This window comes from Rhizomicrobium sp. (genome assembly GCA_037200985.1).
Classification (GTDB): Bacteria; Pseudomonadota; Alphaproteobacteria; order Micropepsales; family Micropepsaceae; genus Rhizomicrobium.
The window spans coordinates 1586210-1607570 of record JBBCGJ010000001.1 but is presented as its reverse complement, the minus strand read 5'-3'; the positions used below and the strand labels follow the sequence as shown (position 1 = coordinate 1607570).

At 65.4% G+C, this 21361-nt stretch carries 21 protein-coding genes; 18 read left to right on the top strand and 3 right to left on the bottom strand.

Annotated features, from left to right (window positions below):
- Positions 1-362 precede the first annotated feature (362 nt).
- On the bottom strand, positions 363-1688 hold the full coding sequence (locus tag WDN01_07855; GenBank protein ID MEJ0025926.1) for a tyrosine-type recombinase/integrase: 1326 nt from the start codon (positions 1686-1688) through the stop codon (positions 363-365).
- Positions 1689-1774: 86 nt separating this feature from the next.
- Between WDN01_07855 and WDN01_07850 the strand changes: the two genes are divergently transcribed.
- The 12 genes from WDN01_07850 to WDN01_07795 all read left to right on the top strand — a co-directional run bounded on the left by WDN01_07850 (position 1775) and on the right by WDN01_07795 (position 14658).
- Positions 1775-2032: a hypothetical protein gene (locus WDN01_07850; GenBank protein MEJ0025925.1), complete on the top strand. Its 258-nt coding sequence runs from the start codon at positions 1775-1777 to the stop codon at positions 2030-2032.
- 4 nt (positions 2033-2036) lie between these two features.
- A complete protein-coding gene (locus WDN01_07845; GenBank protein ID MEJ0025924.1) occupies positions 2037-3536 on the top strand; it encodes a CoA-acylating methylmalonate-semialdehyde dehydrogenase in 1500 nt (499 codons plus the stop codon).
- Between the two features lie 3 nt (positions 3537-3539).
- Positions 3540-4379 (top strand): DUF2971 domain-containing protein, encoded by an 840-nt coding sequence (locus WDN01_07840; protein MEJ0025923.1) that lies wholly within the window; start codon positions 3540-3542, stop codon positions 4377-4379.
- 1 nt (position 4380) lies between these two features.
- Positions 4381-5421: an enoyl-CoA hydratase/isomerase family protein gene (locus tag WDN01_07835; GenBank protein ID MEJ0025922.1), complete on the top strand. Its 1041-nt coding sequence runs from the start codon at positions 4381-4383 to the stop codon at positions 5419-5421.
- Positions 5418-6305 (top strand): 3-hydroxyisobutyrate dehydrogenase, encoded by an 888-nt coding sequence (mmsB, locus tag WDN01_07830; GenBank protein MEJ0025921.1) that lies wholly within the window; start codon positions 5418-5420, stop codon positions 6303-6305. Before WDN01_07835 ends, mmsB begins: the two co-directional genes overlap by 4 nt.
- A 144-nt stretch (positions 6306-6449) precedes the next feature.
- The gene (locus WDN01_07825) at positions 6450-8099 is read left to right on the top strand and encodes an FAD-dependent oxidoreductase (protein MEJ0025920.1); all 1650 of its coding nucleotides are present in this window, start codon (positions 6450-6452) and stop codon (positions 8097-8099) included.
- Complete coding sequence (locus tag WDN01_07820; protein ID MEJ0025919.1) at positions 8099-8407, top strand: UBP-type zinc finger domain-containing protein; 309 nt, start codon at positions 8099-8101, stop codon at positions 8405-8407. Before WDN01_07825 ends, WDN01_07820 begins: the two co-directional genes overlap by 1 nt.
- Before the next feature lie 184 nt (positions 8408-8591).
- Positions 8592-9974, top strand: a complete 1383-nt coding sequence (locus WDN01_07815; GenBank protein MEJ0025918.1) for a pyridoxal-phosphate dependent enzyme — start codon at positions 8592-8594, stop codon at positions 9972-9974.
- 11 nt (positions 9975-9985) lie between these two features.
- On the top strand, positions 9986-11146 hold the full coding sequence (locus WDN01_07810) for a cystathionine gamma-synthase (protein MEJ0025917.1): 1161 nt from the start codon (positions 9986-9988) through the stop codon (positions 11144-11146).
- 204 nt (positions 11147-11350) lie between these two features.
- Positions 11351-12160, top strand: coding sequence for an SDR family oxidoreductase (locus WDN01_07805; GenBank protein MEJ0025916.1), 810 nt, complete (start codon positions 11351-11353; stop codon positions 12158-12160).
- Entirely contained in the window at positions 12157-13209 is a 1053-nt protein-coding gene (locus WDN01_07800; GenBank protein MEJ0025915.1) for a phosphotransferase family protein, read from the top strand. The genes WDN01_07805 and WDN01_07800 overlap by 4 nt, the downstream gene beginning before the upstream one ends.
- 225 nt (positions 13210-13434) lie before the next feature.
- Positions 13435-14658 carry a dicarboxylate/amino acid:cation symporter gene (locus WDN01_07795; protein MEJ0025914.1) on the top strand — a complete coding sequence of 408 codons (1224 nt, stop codon included), beginning with the start codon at positions 13435-13437 and terminating at the stop codon, positions 14656-14658.
- Here the strand turns inward: WDN01_07795 and WDN01_07790 are convergent.
- Positions 14652-15962: a M23 family metallopeptidase gene (locus WDN01_07790; GenBank protein ID MEJ0025913.1), complete on the bottom strand. Its 1311-nt coding sequence runs from the start codon at positions 15960-15962 to the stop codon at positions 14652-14654. The genes WDN01_07795 and WDN01_07790 overlap by 7 nt on opposite strands.
- Before the next feature lie 182 nt (positions 15963-16144).
- Between WDN01_07790 and WDN01_07785 the strand changes: the two genes are divergently transcribed.
- From WDN01_07785 to WDN01_07775, 3 genes are all read left to right on the top strand, one after another.
- Entirely contained in the window at positions 16145-16342 is a 198-nt protein-coding gene (locus WDN01_07785; GenBank protein ID MEJ0025912.1) for a hypothetical protein, read from the top strand.
- A complete protein-coding gene (locus WDN01_07780; protein ID MEJ0025911.1) occupies positions 16343-16822 on the top strand; it encodes a CinA family protein in 480 nt (159 codons plus the stop codon).
- 308 nt (positions 16823-17130) lie between these two features.
- The gene (locus WDN01_07775; protein ID MEJ0025910.1) at positions 17131-17343 is read left to right on the top strand and encodes a GreA/GreB family elongation factor; all 213 of its coding nucleotides are present in this window, start codon (positions 17131-17133) and stop codon (positions 17341-17343) included.
- Between the two features lie 32 nt (positions 17344-17375).
- Here the strand turns inward: WDN01_07775 and WDN01_07770 are convergent, their stop codons facing one another.
- The gene (locus WDN01_07770; protein ID MEJ0025909.1) at positions 17376-18959 is read right to left on the bottom strand and encodes a DHA2 family efflux MFS transporter permease subunit; all 1584 of its coding nucleotides are present in this window, start codon (positions 18957-18959) and stop codon (positions 17376-17378) included.
- A gap of 62 nt (positions 18960-19021) precedes the next feature.
- On the opposite strand from WDN01_07770, the gene WDN01_07765 reads away from it, so the two are divergent.
- From WDN01_07765 to WDN01_07755, 3 genes are read left to right on the top strand one after another with little or no spacing between them, the layout of a single operon-like run.
- Entirely contained in the window at positions 19022-19636 is a 615-nt protein-coding gene (locus WDN01_07765) for a TetR/AcrR family transcriptional regulator (protein MEJ0025908.1), read from the top strand.
- Entirely contained in the window at positions 19633-20079 is a 447-nt protein-coding gene (locus tag WDN01_07760) for a PaaI family thioesterase (GenBank protein MEJ0025907.1), read from the top strand. The genes WDN01_07765 and WDN01_07760 overlap by 4 nt, the downstream gene beginning before the upstream one ends.
- Positions 20076-21161, top strand: coding sequence for an HlyD family secretion protein (locus tag WDN01_07755; GenBank protein MEJ0025906.1), 1086 nt, complete (start codon positions 20076-20078; stop codon positions 21159-21161). The genes WDN01_07760 and WDN01_07755 overlap by 4 nt, the downstream gene beginning before the upstream one ends.
- Positions 21162-21361 lie beyond the last annotated feature (200 nt).

Below are 21361 nucleotides of genomic sequence, written 5' to 3'. Positions count from 1 at the left end.
AGCCGGCCATCCGCGCGCCAATTAAGCTTCGTCTCCTCATGGTCTAGCGGGCCGATGCTCCCATCGGCTTGGTCGAGCGAGAGTCGGGAACAAGATATTGCAAGGGTGTCGCCAGCGGCCGCATATGCTGGCGTCAATGCGCCGGGAGTCATCATGTCGTGACACTGAGAGTGGTCCAAATTATCGCCGGCTACTGCTGATTTCCGCTGTGTCTACTTTATTTCGGGCACATTCTTGAGGAACAGCGAGGCGGCCTCGAATCGCAGTTCAGCCGAAATTGCGTTGCGATCGGTTCCCGCTAATAAAATCATGGCGAACACTCTGTTCCTGGGAGACTGGAAGCAGGATGTTCTGAGACTGATTCAAGGCGAGGTTTGCTGGATTCTTCTTTGCGAGATCACGCCCACGACGTGTCTGGGAGCCAGCATGTCGTCGATCATGTCGGCCCAAGCTTGCATCATCGACCGGCGCTCCCTGAGGTAGCTCGCATGATTGTAGCTCGCACGCACTTGATTACGCTCCTGATGATCCATCTGGCGTTCGATGATGTCCGGGCGAAGACCGGCTTCGTTTAGCATCGTTGAAGCCGTGGAACGGAAGCCGTGCCCGGAAAAGCCAATTGTGCCTTCCCCAAGAAATCCCATCCGCTCAAGCGCCCGATTAATGGTGGTTGCCGTGATGTAGGCATTCGATCGTCTGCGGTTCGGAAAAAGATATTGGTTTGATCCGGTCTGAAGCTTCAATTCTCGGAGCAAGCTCAAGGCCTGGCGAGAAAGCGGCACGATATGCTCTTCCTTCATCTTCATTCGGATGGCCGGTATTCGCCACTCTGCCGCCTCGAAGTCGAACTCCACCCATTTGGCGGCGCGCAATTCTATGGTCCGCACGAACGTCAGCAACATGAGACGCATCCCGAACTTGGTCCCAGGATCGCCACGATAGCTGTGGAGTCGAGTGAAGAGCGCTAGCAATTCTTGCTTCGATAGCGCTCGACTGTGTTTCGGCCTCTTACGAACGATCGCGCCGCGCAGCGGCGATGCAGGGTCGTGCTCTGCCCTTAGCGTCGCAACGGCGTACCGAAAGACAGCTGAACACCACTGGCGGATGAGGTGGGCAAAGGTATTGGCGCCTCTTGCTTCAACGCGCTGCATAACTTCCAGGATCTGAGCGGCGCTGATGCCCGAGACGGGGAGAGCGCCGATGTAAGGAAACACGTCGGTGTCAAAAACATGACGAATCTGTTTGGCGTACCCTTCGCTCCAGCTCGACGACTTTCGGTCCATCCATTCGATGGCCACGACTTTGAAGGTATTTTTGTTCTGGTCAATCTGATCCCGAAGCCGGGTCTGCCGGGAATGGGCAGGATGCATTCCCTTCCGGACAAGCTCCCGTGCTTCATCCCGAGCTTTCCGGGCAGCTTCGAGCGAAACGTGACCGGGTCTTTTGCTGTCGGAAAAGAATTCGCCGATGGCAAAGACATTCTCCTTGCCGCCGATCTCGTACCGATAACGCCAGAGCTTCGCGCCGGACGGGCGGACCTCCAGAAAGAGGCCGTTAGAGTCGCGCAGTTTCACCGGGCTGCTACCCGGTTTTGCGTTATGCACTTTAGCGTTTGTAAGTAGCATTGGCGTCAGAACAAACGGGGTATCGATACCCGGTTCGATACCCGGTTTTTCTGCCGATGCCAACGAATTTCGACGACCAGAGACGACCAATCGGATTGAAGAAATGCCTGGTTTTATTGAGTTTTTCGGACGTTAGCGAATTGCGGCGAATGACCGCGAACGCTGTTCATAATTATCGATCAGGAGAAGCATTCGCATCTATCCGGTTGAAATTGCTGGACCATTCTTTCGGTTTCCGGCGGAAACACTTTACCGTTCTCACCTTTTCAACCGGTGGCTTCACGGCTCCGGAACACCTATCTGATTTTCCCGCCTTCCGCATCCGAATTGAATTCATGCCGCGCGCCCGGACCGGTGCGTGCGGTTTGCAAAATGCCATGGTAGAGCACCGCCGAACGGGAGTTTGACGCCATGAAACAGTACGGACATTTCATCGCCGGCGGACATGTCGCGGGCGCTTCGGGCCGCTTCGGCGACATCTACGATCCCTCGACCGGCGAGGTGCAGGCGAAAGTCTCCCTCGCGTCGCGCGGCGAAATGCGCCACGCCGTCGAAATCGCCTCCAAGGCGTTCCGCGAATGGTCCGCCGTGAACCCGCAACGCCGCGCCCGCGTCATGTTCAATTTCAAGGCGCTGGTCGAGAAGAACATGGACGAGCTGGCGCGCCTGCTGTCGTCCGAGCACGGCAAGGTGGTTGCCGATTCCAAGGGCGACATCCAGCGCGGTCTCGAAGTCATCGAATTCGCCTGCGGCATCCCGCATCTGACGAAGGGCGAATACACCGAAGGCGCCGGACCCTCCATCGACATCTATTCCATGCGCCAGCCGCTCGGCGTGGTCGCCGGCATCACGCCGTTCAACTTCCCCGCGATGATCCCGATGTGGATGTTCGGCGTCGCCATCGCCTGCGGCAACACCTTCATCCTCAAGCCCTCCGAGAAGGACCCCGGCGTGCCGCTGCGCCTCGCCGAGCTGATGATGGAGGCGGGCGCGCCTTCCGGCGTGCTCCAGGTCGTCAACGGCGACAAGGAGGCGGTCGACGCGATCCTCGAAGACCCGGACATCCAGGCGGTGAGCTTCGTCGGCTCCTCGGCCATCGCGCATTACGTCTACAGCCACGGCACGGCGCACGGAAAGCGCGTCCAGGCGATGGGCGGCGCCAAGAACCACGCCATCATCATGCCCGACGCCGATCTCGACCAGGTGACCAACGAGCTGATCGGCGCGGGCTACGGCTCGGCCGGCGAGCGCTGCATGGCGATCTCGGTGGCGGTGCCCGTCGGCGAGAAGACGGCCGATGCGCTGATCGCCAAGCTGAAGCCGCGGGTCGAAAGCCTGCGCGTCGGCATCCCGACCGATCCCGACGCCGACTACGGCCCCCTTGTGACCGCAGCCCACAGAGAGAAGGTGAAGGCCTATATCGACATGGGTGTCAAAGAAGGCGCCGAGCTCCTGGTCGACGGCCGCGACTTCAAGCTCCAGGGCTATGAGAACGGCTATTATCTCGGCGGCTCGCTGTTCGATCATGTGACGCCCGAAATGAAGACCTATCAGGACGAGATCTTCGGCCCCGTGCTCCAGATCGCCCGCGCCAAGGATTTCGACGAGGCGCTGTCGCTGCCCTCGAACCACCAATATGGCAACGGCGTCGCGATCTTCACCCGCGACGGCGACGCCGCGCGCGAATTCGCCAGCAAGGTGAAGGTGGGCATGGTCGGCATCAACGTGCCGATCCCGGTGCCGCTCGCCTACCACACCTTCGGCGGCTGGAAGCGCTCGGCCTTCGGCGACGTCAACCAGCACGGCCCGGAAGGCGTGCGGTTCTATACGCGCGTGAAGACGGTGACGGCGCGCTGGCCCAAAGGCGGCGTGCGCGAGAATGCCAGCTTCGTCATCCCGACAATGAAATGAGCAATGCCGAACTATCCCATCGACTATCTCACGGAGGAGGAAGCGACAGTACCGTCGCCTGAAGTTCTCTATCACTACTCAAGTTGGCCGGGGGTATTTTCAATTCTTAGTAATAAAACACTCCGTATGCGTCACTCCGGCTACCTTAACGACAAGCATGAAATGTTAGAGGGAATATCGCTGATTCAGCATGTGCTAGAAACGACCGCTGCGAGTGGAAATGAGAAATGGGGGCCGCACTGGGCGAGAGTTCGAGAGGACTGGCTAAAAGATTTTTCTGATACAAATGTATTTCTCGCGTCGTTCTGCGAAAAGGGTGACACTCTCGATCTCTGGCGTGCGTATGTGAAGGACGGCGGGGCAGCGATAGGCTTCTCAAGCAAGCATCTTAGGAAGTCAGCGGACGAAAGGGCGCTCTGGTTGCTCCCGTGCTTGTACCAACGATCGATTCGATCCGAGAGAATTTTCGAGATCGTGGACTACTTCACCCATAATTACTGGCGGCCATGGGAGGGTGACGTTGAGCAGTTCTCTGATGCTGTGTGCGGAGATTTGCTGCTTGAAATTCCGCGACAAAAAAGTGAGCACTTTTTATCGGAAAACGAATGGCGACTCTTCGTATTCGGGAACACTATCGATCAGGGCGAAACGGTAAAGTTCTCTGTTTCTTCGCGTGGTATCGTTCCGCACCTAGATTTTGCGTTTACTCCAGAAATGATCGTCGAGTTAGTAACTGATCCATATGCAACTCCCGAAGCCATCTTAGGGTTGGAAGAGTTTCTTGGTCGGAGCGGATTTGAACACGTCGCGGTCCGCCGATCTGAAGTTCCTCTGAGGCCTTGATATGACCGACGAACCGGAAATCCTCTTCGAAACCCGCGGCGCGGTCGGGTTGATCACGCTCAACCGGCCCAAGGCGCTGAACGCGCTGACCCACGGCATGGCGGTCGCGATGCTGGCGCAGCTGAGGAACTGGGCGGCCGACGACGCGGTGAAGACCGTCGTCATCCAGGGCGCCGGCGAGCGCGCCTTCTGCGCCGGCGGGGACATCCGCTCGCTCTACGACAGCGGCAAGGCCGGCACGCCCTATGCGCTGGAATTCTATCGCGACGAATACCTGCTCAACGCCTTCATCAAGCACTTCCCCAAGCCCTATGTCGCCCTGCTGCGCGGCTTTGTGATGGGCGGCGGCGTCGGCATTTCCGTACATGGCAGCCACCGCGTCGCCGACGAGACGATGCAATTCGCCATGCCGGAGACCGGCATCGGCCTCTTCCCCGATGTCGGCGGGAGCTGGTTCCTGCCGCGCCTGCCGGGCGAGATCGGGATGTATCTGGGACTGACCGGCGCGCGGCTGAAGACGGCGGATGCGCTCTATGCCGGCGTCGCGACGCATTTCGTGCCCGCCGCCCGCCGCGACGCGCTGCTCGTGAGCCTCGCCGAAGGCCGCGAGATCGACATCGCGCTGCGCGACGCGACCGACGGCGTACCCGACGCCTATCTGACCGCTCATCGCGCCAAGATCGATGCGATGTTCGGCGCCGCCTCCGTCGAGGATATCCTGGCCGCGCTCGATGCCGACCACACCGACTGGGCGGACGACACGGCGAAGACCATCCGCGCCAAATCGCCGACCGCGACCAAGCTCGCCTTCCGCCAGATCCGGAAGGGCCGGGACCTGTCGTCCTTCGACGACGGCATGCGGATGGAATTCCGCATGGTGAACCGCGTCATCGCCGGCCGCGACTTCTACGAGGGCGTCCGCGCCACGATCATCGACAAGGACGGCGCCCCGAACTGGCGGCCGGCGACGCTCGCCGAAGTGAGCGACGCCGATATCGACGCCTATTTCGCGCCGCTGGGAGAAAAGGAACTGCCCCTATGACCACCATCGCATTCATCGGCGTCGGCAATATGGGCGGGCCGATGGCGCGCAATCTGCTGAAGGCGCAGGACAAGGTCCGCGCCTTCGACCTCAGTCCCGCCGCGCTCAAGCCCGTCACCGACGCGGGCGCCGCCGCCGCGCCGACCGCGCTCGACGCGGTGAAGGACGCCGACATCGTCATCACCATGCTGCCGGCCGGCCAGCATGTCCGTTCGGTCTATCTCGAAGCGGAAAGCATTCTGACCGCCGCGCCCAGGGGCGCGTTGCTGATCGACTGCTCGACCATCGACATCGATTCCGCCCGTGCGGTCCACGCGGCCGCTTCGGCCGCCGGCTTCGACTTCCTCGACGCGCCGGTCTCGGGCGGCGTCTCCGGCGCCGAGGCCGGCACCCTCGCCTTCATGTGCGGCGGCTCCGACGCGGCGTTCGATCGCGCCCGGCCGGTCCTCGAGAAGATGGGCAAGCGCATCGTCCATGCCGGCGGCGCGGGCGCGGGGCAGGCGGCCAAGATCTGCAACAACATGCTGCTCGCGATCACGATGATCGGCACTTGCGAAGCCTTCGCGCTGGGCGAGAAGCTCGGCCTCGATCACCAGAAGCTCTACGACATCATGTCGGCGGCGTCCGGCCAGTCCTGGTCGCTGACGACCTATTGCCCGGTGCCCGGCCCGGTGCCCACCGCGCCGTCCAATCGCGACTACACCGGCGGTTTCGCCACCGCGCTGATGCTGAAGGACCTGAAGCTCGCCCAGGCCGCCGCGTCCGGCGCCGGCGCCGCCACACCGCTCGGCGCGGAAGCCGCCCAGCTCTATGCGCTGTTCGCGGCACAGGGCCATGCCGGCGTCGATTTCTCCGGCATCATCAAGATGCTCCGCGGCGGCTAGAGGCGACTTTTTCTTGGCTCTCCGCGCCTGCCGGTTCCGCATGACAGGCTCATGAACGCGGACCTTTGTCGAAAATTGCGGCGTTCCGGCATTGGCGTTCACGGCACGCTTGCGACAAGCCGCCATGTCGCGTCAGATGGCGCCATGTCCGCACCTACTCAATCCGTGATCGCCACACGCTCCGACCAGATGTTCCCGCATCTGACGCATCAGGAGCTGACGCGCTTGCGCCGCTTCGGCGAGGAACGCAGCTTTGCCGCGGGCGAGGCCATGGCCCGCACCGGCGAGGTCTCGCCGGGATTCTTCCTCGTTCTCGCCGGCGAGGTCGCGGTCAAGCAGCGCGACGCGCTGGACCGCGAGCAGCTCATCGTCACCCACGGCCCCGGCAGCTTCATGGGCGAGCTGGCGCAGCTCTCCTCCAAGCCGTCGCTGGTCGACGCCACTGCGCTCACGCCGGTGGATGCGATCGTCATCCGCCCGCAGCGCCTGCGCGATCTTCTGGTGGAGGAGGCGGAACTGGGCGAGCGCATCATGCGCGCGCTCATCCTGCGGCGCGTCGGGCTCCTGGAGACCGGCGCCGGCGGACCGATAATCGTGGGCCGCGAAGGCAATGTCGACGTGATGCGCCTGGCCGCGTTCCTCGGCCGCAACGGCCATCCCTACACCATCCTCTGTCCCGGCGCCGACAACGAGGCGCAGGCCATGCTCGACCGCTTCCAGGTGGACGCGAGCGAATTGCCGATCGTGCTGTGCCCGAACGGCCAGATGCTGCGCAACCCGAGCGAGGACGAGATCGCCCGCTGCCTCGGCATGATCGGCACGCTCGATCCGACGCGGCTCTACGACGTGGCCATCGTCGGCTCCGGCCCCGCCGGTCTCAGCGCTGCGGTCTATGCGGCGTCCGAAGGGCTCTGCGTCATCCTGCTCGATTGCCGCGCCTTCGGCGGCCAGGCCGGCGCCTCGGCGCGGATCGAGAACTATCTGGGCTTTCCCACCGGCATCAGCGGACTGGCGCTGATGGCGCGCGCCTTCAACCAGGCGCAGAAATTCGGTGCCGAGATGGCGATCCCCGACGAGGTCGCCAACCTCAGCCGGCAGGGCGGCGTCTTCCATCTGGAACTGGCGAACAAGGAGCAGGTGCGCGCCCGCACGATCATCATCGCGAGCGGCGCGCGCTACAAGCGCCTCGCCGTCTCCAATCTTTCGGACTACGAAGGCAGCCACGTTCACTACTGGGCCTCGCCGCTGGAAGCGCGGCTGTGCAGCGGCCAGGAGGTCGTGCTGGTCGGCGGCGGCAATTCGGCCGGGCAGGGCGCGGTCTATCTCGCGAGCCGCGTGAAGAAGGTTCATATGCTGATACGCGGGCCGAGCCTGGAAGCCACCATGTCGCGCTATCTGATCGACCGCATCGCCGCGCAGCCCAATATCGAGATCCTGACCAAGACCGAGGTCACGGCGCTCAAGGGCGACAAGGGCATCCTGCAAGGCGTCGAATGGACGAACCGGCTGACCGGCGCGGTCACCGACAAGCCGATCGGCCATGTCTTCCTCTTCATCGGCGCCAATCCGAACACCGACTGGCTGGACGGCTGCGGCGTCGATCTCGACGCCAAGGGCTTCGTGCACACCCGCGCCGACCGGCCGTTCGAAACGACCAATCCCGGCATCTTCGCCATCGGCGATGTGCGGGCCGGCTCGATCAAGCGCGTCGCCGCCGCGGTGGGCGAGGGCGCCCAGGTGGTCTCCGCCATCCATGCCCATCTCGCCGATGCGGTCGCGACGGAAAAGGTCTGATGGACGACGGCTGCACGCATCTCGGCACGATCCGCAAGGTCACGCCCAGCGCGCACGGCTGCGAGGAATGCCTCAAATCCGGCTCGCCCTGGGTGCATCTGCGGCTCTGCCGCACCTGCGGCCATGTCGGCTGCTGCGATTCCTCGCCCAACCGCCACGCGACCAAGCATTTCCACAGGACCAAGCATCCGATCGTCGAAGGCTACGACCCGCCCGAGCGCTGGGGCTGGTGCTATGTCGACGAAGTGATGTTCGACCTCTCCGACAATGCCACGCCGCAGCGCGGACCGATTCCGCGATACGTGTGACGCAGCGCTTCGCCGCGTTCGGCCCGGGTGACAGATGAGTTTTAACTGCGCGCCCCACCCCGCATACGACAGCTAAAGTCGCTCTTTTGCTGCTTGCCGCCCGTTTCTTGTCATTTGCACAACGGCCCCTTTTCGAACCCATTCGGCGTTATCCTCCCGACGCATCCCCTCCGGCACCCGATTCATGCCCGCACCGCGACCTGTCCGTTCCGCCCTCGACCTCATCGGCAACACGCCGCTGCTGGAGCTGACGCATTTCGACACCGGCCCCTGTCGCCTCTTCGCCAAGCTGGAAAGCCAGAACCCCGGCGGCTCGATCAAGGACCGGATCGGCCTTTCCATGATCGAAGCGGCGGAGAAGAGCGGCGTGCTCAAACCCGGCGGCACCATCGTCGAGGCCACCGCCGGCAACACCGGCCTCGGCCTCGCCCAGGTCGCCACCGCCAAGGGCTACAAGATCATCCTCGTCGTCCCCGACAAGATGGCGCGCGAGAAAATCCTGCACCTGCGCGCGCTGGGCGCCGACGTCCGCATGACGCGCTCCGACGTCGGCAAGGGCCACCCCGAATACTACCAGGACATGGCCGAACGCATCGCCGCCGAGCACCAGGCCCATTTCATCAACCAGTTCGCCAACCCCGCCAACCCGCTCGCGCACGAGACGACCACCGGCCCGGAGATATGGGAGCAGATGGACCGCGACATCGATGCCGTCGTCGTCGGCGTCGGCTCCGGCGGCACGCTGACGGGGCTTGGCCGCTTCTTCGCGAAGGTCTCGCCGAAGACGCGGATGGTGCTGGCCGATCCGCTCGGCTCCATCCTCGCGCCGCTGATCAAGACGGGAAAGACGGTCGAGGCCGGCTCCTGGACCATCGAAGGCATCGGCGAGGATTTCGTGCCGCCCAATGCCGAGCTGAAATTCGTCAAGACCGCCTATTCGATCCCCGACAAGGAGAGCATCGAGGCCGCCCGCGCGCTTCTTGAAAAGGAAGGTGTCCTCGCCGGCTCGTCCTCCGGCACGCTGCTGGTCGCGGCGCTGCGCTATTGCCGCGAGCAGACGGAGCCCAAGCGCGTCGTCACGCTGGTCTGCGACAGCGGCAACAAATATCTCTCCAAGGTCTACAACGATTATTGGGTGATCGAGCAGGGGCTCTCGACCAAGCCGCTCAAGGGCGACCTCTCCGACCTCATCTCGCGCCGTTTCGACAGCGGCGCCACCGTCACCGTCGGGCCGGACGACACGCTGCTCACCGCCTATAACCGCATGCGCGCCGCCGACGTCTCGCAGCTCCCCGTCCTGGTCGACGGCAGCCTTGTCGGCATCGTCGACGAGAGCGACATCCTGGCCGCGGTCGAAGGGCCCGAGGACCTGCGCAAGGCCCGTTTTGCCGGCGCGGTGAAGGATGCGATGACCTCCGCCCCGAAGACGCTGCCGGTGAATGCGCCCCTTTCGGCCCTGGAACCGATCTTCGCCCATGACGAGGTGGCGCTGGTCTGCGACGGTGGTAAGTTCGTCGGCCTGATCACCCGCATCGACCTCATCAACCACATCCGGCTGCGCGCCTGAGTGAAGGCAAAATGAGCGAACAGAAGAACCGCCTGGCGTTCTCGACACGGACGATCCATGCGGGGCAGCATCACGATCCCTCGACCGGCGCGGTGATGGTGCCGATCTACGCGACCTCGACCTACGCGCAGGAAAGTCCCGGCGTCCACAAGGGCTACGAATATTCGCGCAGCCAGAACCCCACCCGCATGGCGTTCGAGCGCTGCATCGCCGACCTCGAAAGCGGCGCCGACGGCTTCGCTTTCGCTTCCGGCTTGGCCGCGATCTCCACGGTGCTGGAACTGCTCGACAGCGGCGCCCATGTCATCGCAAGCGACGATCTCTATGGCGGCTCATTCCGGCTGTTCGACAGGGTGCGCAAGCGCTCCGCCGGCCTGGAGGCCAGCTTCGTCGATCTCTCCGATCTCGCCGCCATCGAGGCCGCGATCAAGCCCAACACAAGGATGATCTGGGTCGAGACCCCGACCAATCCGCTGCTGCGCCTCGCCGACCTCTCGGCCATCGCGGCGCTGGCGAAGAAGCGCTATCTGCTCGCCGCCGCCGACAACACCTTTGCCAGCCCCTATGTCCAGCGCCCGCTGGAGCACGGCTTCGACATCGTGATGCACTCCACGACCAAATATCTGAACGGCCATTCCGACATCGTCGGCGGCTGCGTCGTGACCAGGGACGCCGACCTCACCGCCCGTCTGCGCTTCCTGCACAACGCCATCGGCAGCATCGCCGGCCCGTTCGACAGCTTCCTCGCGCTGCGCGGTCTCAAGACGCTCGCCTTGCGCATGGAGCGCCACTGCGCCAATGCGCTGAAGATCGCCGCCTGGCTGGAGACGCACCCGAAGGTCTCGCGCGTGATCTATCCCGGCCTGGAATCCCATCCGCAGCACGCGCTCGCGAAAGCGCAGATGCGCGCCTTCGGCGGCATCGTGAGCTTCTTCGTCAAGGGCGGCCTCGCCGCGACCAAGCGCGTCCTCGAACGCACCCGGCTTTTCACCCTGGCCGAAAGCCTCGGCGGCGTCGAAAGCCTGATCGAGCATCCCGCGATCATGACCCACGCCTCGATCCCGGCGGAACAGCGCGCCCGCATCGGCATCTCCGACGAACTGGTGCGCCTGTCCGTCGGCATCGAAGACGCCGACGATTTGATCGCCGACCTCGCGCAAGCGCTGCAATAACTTTCCTCCCCCGCTGTTGCGGGGGAGGGGGACCGCGAAGCGGTGGAGGGGGCCCGACTGGGCGATATCTTTCCGCGCAGGCCCCCTCCGCCTCGCTTTGCTCGGCACCTCCCCCGTAAACACGGGGGAGGAAAGCTATCCTCGCGTCACCGTTGACGCCGCTCCGTCCGCGTCTAACGTGCCGCCGCAACCCGGAGGCCTCCCATGTCGCACGCGAACGGCCGCAAATCGATCTTCATCACCGGCGCCGCCTCCGGCATGGGGCGCGAGACCGCCAAGCTGTTCGCAGCGAAAGGCTGGTACGTCGGCGGCTATGACATCAACGAAAACGGCCTGAAGACGCTGGAGCAGGAGATCGGCTTCGACAACGGCAAGACCGGTCTGCTCGACGTGACCCAGCGCGAGAAATTCGCCGCGGCGCTCGCCGATTTCACCGCGCAGACGGACGGAAAGCTCGACATCCTCTACAACAATGCCGGCATCGGCCGCGGCGGCTTCTTCGCCGACCAGTCCTTCGAGGATGTGATGGCGGTGGTGAACGTCAATTTCGTCTCCGTCCTCATCGGCATCCATGAAGGCATCAAATATCTCAAGGCGACGCCCGGCTCGCTCTGCTTTACCACCTCCTCGTCCTCGGCGACCTATGGCATACCCGGCATCGCCGTCTACTCCGCCACCAAGCACGCCGTGAAGGGCCTCACCGAAGCGCTCGCCGTCGAGTTCAAGATGCTCGGCGTGCGCGCCGCCGACGTGCTGCCCGGCCTGATCGATACGCCGATCCTGCCGCCCGGCGTCGCGGCGAACGCGCCGAAGGAAGGCATGTTCCGCGCCATCTCGCCCATCGAAGTCGCCAAGGTCGTCTGGGAGGCCTACCACTCCGACAAGCTGCACTGGTACGTGCCGCCGGAGATTTTCGAGCTCGACAAGGCGGCGACTCTCGATCCCGAAGGCACCCGCGACGGCATGGCCGCGGGCACGCTGTTCGAGACGCTGAACAAGCTCTCCAAATCATGAGCGACGCGCTTCTCGGCGCGGTCGCGCCCGCGTTGCGCTTCGACGAGGCGGCGCTGAAAGCCCATCTCGAACGTCATGTCGAAGGCTTCGGCCAGGGCATGTCCGTGCAGCAGATCAAGGGCGGCGCCTCCAACCCGACCTTCAAGCTGACCACGCAGGGCCCCGCCGGCCCGCTGCACTACGTCCTCCGCAAGAAGCCGCCGGGCCAGCTCCTCGCCAGCGCGCACCAGGTCGACCGCGAATACCGCGTGATGAAGGCGCTGGACGGCACCGGCGTTCCCGTCCCGCGCATGCGTCTTCTGTGTACGGACGATAGCGTGATCGGCACCGGCTTCTATGTGATGGACTATCTCGAGGGCCGCGTCTTCCGCGATGCCAAGCTGCCCGGCCTCGCACGCGCCGAACGCGCCGCGGTCTATGACGAGCTGAACGCCACCCTCGCCAAGCTGCATAAGGTCGACTATCAGGCCGTCGGCCTCGGCGATTTCGGCCGCCCCGGCGGCTATTTCGAGCGCCAGGTGGCGCGCTGGATCAAGCAGTATCGCGGCGCCGAGACCGAAACCATTCCCGCGATGGAAATGCTCATCGCGGAACTGCCGAACCTGATCCCGCCGGACCGGTCGGTGTCCATCGCCCATGGCGACTACCGGCTGGAGAACACCATGTTCCATCCGACCGAGCCGCGCCTGATCGCCGTGCTCGATTGGGAGCTCTGCACCATCGGCCATCCGTTGGCCGACATCGGCTACAATTGTTTCCTCTGGCATTCGGAATCGGAAAGCTGGGGCACGCTGATCGGCGTCGATTTCGCCACGAGCGGCATTCCGACCGAAGCCGAATATCGCGACGCCTATTGCCGCCGTACCGGCCGCGCCTCCATCCCGCACTGGAATTTCTACCTGGCGTTCGGCGTCTTCCGCCTAGCCTCGATCAGCCAGGGCGTCTATCGCCGCGTCTTGAACGGCGTCGCGCCGTCCGACCGCCCCGCGATCAACGGCACCCCGCGCCTGGCGGAGCAGGCGCTCGAACTGCTGCATCGCGACGATTAAGTCATCCCAAAAGGATTGTCATCCGCCGCGAATGCGGCGGACCCAGGTGAAACCCTGCGGCTTCGTCGCAAGCGTCAACTGGGTTCGCCGCATTCGCGGCGAATGACATCTATATTTGAAGTTGGCACCTCGCTCCTGTGGAGCGCGTTGTGCAAATTTCACCCCCCCCTTGCGCTCCCCACCCGAATTCCGTCCACTCCGCCGCACAGCGGGCAGGGGATTTCTTTGAGCCGTACGTTTGCGCTTCTGCTTCTCATCGCCATGGTGCTCGGCATCGTGGTCGGCATTGCCGGCCATGCCTGGCTCGACGCCGGCCGGATCGCCCAGCTCACCGACGCCCTCGGCCTCGTCACCTTCGCCTTCCTGCGCCTGATCCGGATGATCATCGCGCCCCTGGTACTCTCCACCCTCATCGTCGGCATCGCGCATATGGAGGACGCCGCCGCGATCAGCCGGGTCGGCGCCCGCGCCATCGCCTGGTTCATGCTGGCCTCGCTGGCTTCGCTCGTCCTGGGCCTGATCATGGTCCATCTGTTCCAGCCCGGAATCGGGTTGTCGTTGCCGCATGGCGCGGCCGGCGCGCCCGCCAGCGCCGCGTCGCTGTCGCTGACCGATTTCCTCACCCATCTGATTCCACGCTCCATCGTGGAGGCGCTGGCGAACAACGAGATTTTGCAGATCGTCGTCTTCGCCTGCTTCCTCGGCACCGCGATGGCCGCGAGCCAGGATCGCGCGCCGGCGATCCTCGCCCTGGCCGAACAGGTCGCCGCCGTGATGCTGAAGATCACATCCTATGTGATGACATTGGCGCCGTTCGTCGTGTTCGCGGCGCTGGCCTCGACGGTGGCGACCCAGGGCGCCGGCGTGCTCCTCACCTATGCGCGCTTCGTCGGCAGCTTCTATCTCGCGCTGCTACTGCTCTGGATACTCCTCTTCGCCGTCGCCGCCGCGATCCGCCGCGGCGGCACCGCGGCCCTGTTCCACGCGGTCCGCGACCCGGTACTGCTCGCCTTCTCGACCGCGAGTTCGGAAGCCGCCTATCCGCGCCTCCTGGAGCAGCTTCAAGAGATCGGCCTGCCGCGCCGCATCGTCAGCTTCGTCCTGCCGCTCGGCTATTCCTTCAACCTCGACGGCTCGACGATGTACTGCACCTTCGCGACGCTGTTCATCGCCCAGGCCTATGGCATCGACCTCACGCTGGGCCAGCAGGTGACGCTGCTCCTGATCATGATGGTGACCTCGAAAGGCATGGCCGGCGTGCCGCGCGCCTCCCTGGTCGTCATCCTGGCGGCGCTGCCTTACTTCCACATTCCGGAAGCCGGCCTTCTGCTCGTGCTCGCGGTCGACCACCTGCTCGACATGGGCCGCAGCGGCACCAACATCGTCGGCAACGCGGTCGCCTGCGTCGTGGTCGATGCCTGGGAAGGCCGCGCCAAACCGGCTCAGTAGATTTCCGGCCCGTCACGGCAGGACATCCGCGCCAGCGCCGCCAGCGTCGGCCAGTTCTCGTAAGGGTTCGTCGCGCCGCCGCAGACGAAGCCGCCGCGCACCATATGTCCGCTCGGGCAAATCTGCACATGCACATGCGGCCCGGTCGAGCGTCCCGTGCTGCCGGCATAGCCGATCACGTCGCCGCGATGCACGTCGTCGCCCGCCCGCACCGCCAGGCGCGACATGTGCCCGTTGATCACCGTCGGCGCGCCGCTGCCCGCCGGCTTCAGCGCCACAAAATTGCCGAGCCCGCCGTCGAACTCCGCGAACATCACGCGGCCGTCGGTCATGGCATGCACCGCCGTTCCCTCCCGGACCGCGACGTCGACGCCCTGGTGCTTTTCGCTCCGCCCCGGCGTCAGGGGATCGTCGCGCCAGCCGTAAAGGCTCGACACATGGCAGGCCACGCCCGGCGCGAACAGCGGGCCATAGATCCGGTCCTCGCCCGACAGCGTCTCGCCGCCGATGGCGAAGCCGAAGCCGTCGCGCGCGTCGGCGCCGGTATAGTGCCGCCATCCCGCATGCGCCGAAATGGCGATCACCGCGCCGGCCAGCGCAATGCCGCCCAGCGCCACGCGCTTGCGATAGAGCGGCGCGCGCCGCGTCGCGCCGCTCTTGAAATGCTTGGCGAGCAGAAGAAGGCCCGCGCCGCCGATCAGCGCCGGCTCGAAATAGGAGACGAGATCCGCGTTGACCGCCGCCACCCGCGCCGTGGCCTCGCCGCCGGCCAGCGCCAGCACCGGCTTGAACATCCACGGCACGACGCTCGCATAGCCGAGCATGGTCTCGATCCACAGCGCGGCCAGCGCCAGCAGCAGCGCCAGCGCATAGCCGAGAACCCGCGTCGCGACATGCGCCCGGACGTCGAGCCGGGCATGCGCCGCTTTCAAGAGCGCCGCGACGAACAACCCGATCGCCAGATAGGGCAAGCCGTCGTTCAGCACGTCATAGACCAGCGGTCCGATGCCGAGCGCGACCGCAAGGCGCATGCCCGGCGCCGTCATCGTCATCGCGACGATCAGCAGCAGGGCGCTCGCGACCGCGTTTGCTATCGCCAGCGCCGACGACTCGTATGCGAACCAGCGCCACAGCAGGCCGTGCGAATGCGTGGCGCCCCTGGCGCGGTTGGGGCGGATGCCCACCGCGGCCAGCGTGTCCTCGAGCGAGATATGCGGGATGAGCGGCGGCGGCCGGCGGACGACCACGGTCTCCGCGCGCACGGGCCGCCTGTGCGGCGCGCGGCTGCCGTCATATCGACTCATGCGCGGAGCGTTCCCACCAGGTTCTCGAAGAGGCGCGGTCTATCGCGGTCAATCGTGACCGGATCGTGGCTTTGTGCCAAGACGGAACGAACGCTTGCGACATCGCCGCAGTTCCCGATTCCGGTGGAGCAGGACGCCGCACCGGCCTATATTTTCGTCGTTAACGACGAGGTCCGGCGGCGATGGAAAAGTTTCTCGGTGTGTCTTTGGCGGATGCGGATCGCTGGGAATGGTACGCGGCCGGCGACAAGGCCGTCGCGCCTCGCGCCCGCCCGCGCGCCTGGGCGAACGCCGGTCCGGACCGCGTCGTCTTCGAGATCGGCCTGGCGCTCGCCGTGCCGCTTTTTCTCGCCGCGCTCGCCGGCGTGGTCTTGGCTTAGATGCAGGAACTCCTGCCCCTTGCCGCCCGCATCGCCGAGCGTCTCAAGGCGCGCCGGGAAACGGTCGCGGTCGCCGAATCCTCGACCGGCGGATTGATCTCCGCCGCGCTGCTCGCGGTTCCCGGCGCTTCGGCCTATTTCCTCGGCGGCGCCGTCGTCTACACGGCCAAGGCCCGCGTGCTGCTGATGGACTTGCCGCGCGAGGCCGTCGCCGGCATGCGCTCGGCGAGCGAGTCCTATGCGCAGCTTCTGGCGCGCACCGCCCGGGAGCGTTTCGACGCAAGCTGGGGATTGTCGGAGACCGGTGCCGCCGGTCCGACCGGCAATCCCTATGGCGATGCCGCCGGCCACAGTTGCATCGCGCTCGCCGGACCCCTGTCCCAGGCAATCACTGTCGAGACAGGGGACAGCGACCGCGCCGCCAACATGCGCGCCTTCTCCCGGCGGGCCCTGGAGCTTCTGCTTAACGCCTTGGCATAGAGGAACAATATCGCGTGACGCCGGTTTCCTGTTTTCCCATTCCAAGGAAAGCACCATGAGCCGCGCCTTTGTCCGCGAACGCGACGACGCCCCGCCTGACGCTCCGCCCGAGCTTCGTGTCGGGAGCGGCGCCAATCTCGTCACGCCGCGCGGCCTGCGCCTGATGGAGCAGAAGCTGTTCGAGCTCAACGAAGCTCGGCGCCGGCCCGGCCGACGACGACAAGGCGCGCATCCTGCGCGATCTGCGCTACTGGACGGCGCGCCGCGCCAGCGCCCAGCTTGTCGACCACCAGGCGGATGACAGCGAAGTGGGCTTCGGCTCCGAGGTCGTCTTTCGCCGTCATGGCGGCCCGCCGGAGACGTTCCAGATCGTCGGCGAGGACGAAGCCGATCCCGCCCAGGGTCGTATCTCCTATGTCTCGCCGATTGCCCAGGCCCTGATGGGCGCCCGCGCCGGCGAGACGGTCGAAGTCGCAAACCGCAAGCCACCGCTGGAACTGGACATCGTTTCGGTCCGCTGAATTTACCCTCCCCTTGAGGCAGGGTCGCTTCTCTAATGCGCCTCCGCCGGCGGCGCGTCGTTGGTCAGCTTCGGCACTTTCGCGAACGGCACGATCGCCAGACCCAGCACGAACGCCACCGCCAGCAGATAGAACACGTCCTGGAACGCCTGGGTCAGCGCCTGGCCCGTGACGTATTGCGTGATCTCGCCCGAGAGGACGAGCTTGGCATGCGCCGCGTCGGCGCCGCGGCCCGCCAGCCGCCCGACCATCGGCGCGAGCATGCTGGTATTGGCGTGGTTCATCGCCTCGCCCAGCCGCTCGCCATGGATGCGGCCATAGTCCTGCAGCAGCGTGGACGCGATCGCGATGCCGATCGCGCCGCCCAGATTGCGCATCAGGTTGAACAGCCCGGAGGCATAGCGCAGCTCCTCCTGCGGCACGCCGTTCAGCGCCATGCCGACCGAGGGCACGATGCACAGGAGGATCGCAAAGCCGCGGATCGCCTGCGGCCAGAACATCTCCCAGAATCCCCAGACCGGCGTGATGCCGGAGAACAGCCAGCATGCCAGCGCGAACAGCGAGAATCCGAACGCGATGACGATGCGCTGGTCGAGCACCGTCGTCAGCCGTGCGGCCAGCGGCGCGCCGAACGACATGAAGACGCCGGTGATGAACACCGTGGTCCCGATCTCCAGGCTCGAAAAGCCGCGCACGCGCCCCAGGAAGATGGGTGTCAGATAGGTCGCGCCGTAGAGCCCCATGCCGATGATGACGCTGAGCACGCAGGCGATGGCGAAGGTCGGCCGGCGGAACGGCGTCAGCTTCAACACCGGCAGCGCCGAATAGAAGCTGCGCTCGAAGAACACCAGCGCGCCGACGAAGGAGATCCAGGCTACCGTCACGATGTTCCGGTCCTCGAGCCACTGATGGCGCGGCCCTTCCTCCAGCACATATTGCAGGCAGCCCAGGAACACCGCGAGCGAGATCACATGCAGCCAGTCGATCCGCTTGAGCATGGCGAGGTTGGGCTCGTCCACCTTGCCGAGCAGCGGCAGCGCGATGGCGATGAAGGCGCCAGGAACGACATTGACGAAGAACAGCCAATGCCAGCTCGCGACATCGGTGATCCAGCCGCCCACCGTCGGGCCCAGCGTCGGCGCCAGCGTCGAAACCACGCCCAGGATCGCCGGGATCATCGCGCGCTCCTTGCCGGTGAACATCGTGAACCCGGTGGCGAACACGGTCGGCACCATGGCGCCGCCGACGAAGCCCTGCAGGGCGCGGAAGATCGTCATCGACTGGATGCTCCACGCCATGCCGCAGAGCAGGCTCGCCAGCGTGAACAGCACCGCCGAGGCGGTGAACAGCCAGCGCGTCGACAGGGCCTGGCTGAGATAGGCGGCCAGCGGGATCATGATGATCTCCGCCATCAGATAGGCGGTCTGCACCCAGGCGATCTCGTCCGGCCCGGCCGACAGCCCGTCCTGGATCGAATTCAGCGACGCGGCCACGATCTGGATGTCGAGCAGCGCCATGAACTGGCCGAATGCCATGATCCCGAAGATCAGGAGCTTGCGGCCATGGCTGTATTCCGCGACGGGAGTCGATCGGGCGAACAGGCCGGCGGCGCTCACATGGGACCCCTTGACGGATTATATTATGCGTATCATACAATCCGCGACCGAGGGAACGCAAGATGCGCTACACCCAGACCCACAAGGACGACACCCACAAGGCCCTGCTGAAGGCCGCCGCCGTCGAGCTCCGCGAGAAGGGCCCCGACCGGCTCTCCGTGGCGGGCGTGATGAAATCCGCCGGTCTGACGCATGGCGGCTTCTATGCGCATTTCAAGTCGAAGGACGCGCTCGTCAACGAGACGCTGGCCGACGTCTTCGCGCGCTCGCGCCACCGGGTCGAGCGCCTGCTCGAAGGCTTGCCGCCCAAGCATGCGCTGGCGACCTATATCGATTTCTATGTCGGCGAACGGCATCGCGACGATCCGGCCAATGGCTGCCCCGTCACCGCGCTCAACTCCGACATGCCGCGCCAGTCCAAGCGGATCCGCGCCGCCTTCGAGGCCGGCCTGAAATCGCTGGTCGACATGCTCGCCCGGCGCATGACGGCCGCGGGCGTCGCGGATGCCGAACAGCTCGCGCCGTCCATCCTGTCCGCCATGGCCGGCGCGGTGGCTCTGTCGCGCTCGATCTCGGACCGTTCGCTCTCCGATGAGATGCTCGCCTCCACGCGTTCCGGCATCAAGGCGCGGCTCGGCCTCACCGACCGCGAGCTTGCAAGCGAGGTACCCAAATGAGCAATCCCGTCCTCGACCGTCCCGCCGGCATCGACCAGATTCGCGCGTTGATGACCGGCGCCTCGGACTACCGCGGCATCGCGCATCTCATGGGTTTCAAGCCGATCGAGGTTGAGGAAGGCTATGTCGTCTTCGAAGGCCACCCGTCGAAGGACGTCTATAATCCTATCGGCTCGGTGCATGGCGGATACGCCGCCACGCTGCTCGATTCCGCGATGGGATGCGCCGTGCATACGCGTCTTGCGGCGGGGCAGGGCTATACCACGCTCGAACTCAAGGTCGCGTATCACCGCGCGCTGAGCGACGCCTCCGGTCCCGTCCGTGCCGAGGGCAAGGTGATCTCGCTCGGCCGCCGCGCCGCCTTCGCCGAAGGCCGCCTGCTCGACAAGAACGGCAAGCTCTGCGCCACGGCCACGACCACCTGCCTGGTGTTCGACAAGTGAGCGCGGCGGCGTTCGAAGAGACCGTCGTCGCCGCGCCGCCCGTGGCGGTGCGAGGGCGAAGCATCCCGCGCCGCGCGCTGATCGTGGCGGGCGCGGCGATCGCGCTGGCGCTCGCGGGCGCCTGGTGGATCGCGCTGCCGGCCTCCAGCGTCGCCACCGACGACGCTTATCTGAAGGCCGATTCCACGCTGGTTGCGCCGAAGGTCCATGGCCTCGTTGCGGCGATCCTGGTGCGCGACAACCAGAAGGTCCGCGCGGGCCAGCCGCTGGTGCGCATCGACGACGAGGAATACGCGCAGAATCTCGCCTCGGCCAAGGCCGATGTGCAGACCGCCGAGGCCGCGCTCGGCCAGTTCGCCGCGCAGCGCAATCTCGCCGCCGCCAACGCCGCCGCGGCCGCTGCCTCGATCCGTGCCGCCGATGCGGAGAACGCCCGCGCCGCGGCCGACCGCAAGCGCTTCGACATGCTGGTCGCCGGCGGCGACGTCTCGCGCCAGCAGGCCGAGCAGGTGCGCGCCACCGCCGCCAGCGCCGCCGCCGATGCCGACAAGTCCCGCGCCGGCTTCACCGCCAGCCAGCAGCAGCTCGCCATGGTCGAGCAGACCCGCGCCCAGCTCGTCGCCGCGCGCGCCCGCGCCCGCGCCGCGCTCAGCATCGCGCAGCAGAATCTCACCCACACCGTCATCCGCAGCCCGGTCGACGGCGTGGTCGGCGACCGCCAGGTGCAGGTCGGCGAATATGTCCAGCCCGGCACGCAGCTTCTCACCATCGTGCCGATGGACACGCTCTACGTCGTGGCGAATTTCAAGGAGACGCAGACCGCGCGCATGCTGGTCGGACAGAGGGCGCATGTCACCATCGACGCGCTGGGCGGCGACACGCTGGACGGCGAGGTCGAAAGCTTCGCGCCCGGCTCCGGCTCGGAGTTCTCGCTGCTGCCCTTCGAGCCCGCGACCGGCAATTTCACGCGTATTGTTCAACGCGTGCCTGTTCGCATCCGCCTCGACCCCGGCCAGCCCGACCTCGCGCGCCTCCGCCCGGGCCTGTCGGCGGAAGTGAAGGTTGAATTTCGCCAGCCTTGAGCGGAGAGTTCGCCAAACCCAAAAATGCTGTCATGCCCCGCGAATGCGGGGCACCCAGTTGACGCGTGCAGCACAGGCGCAGGATTTGATCTGGATCCGCGTTCTCACACTGTTGCTATGAACTCACGGCGGATGACAACGGATCGAAGATATCTGGAGCCCATGAGTCACCCTGCGGTTCTCATCGTTGACTTGCCTCG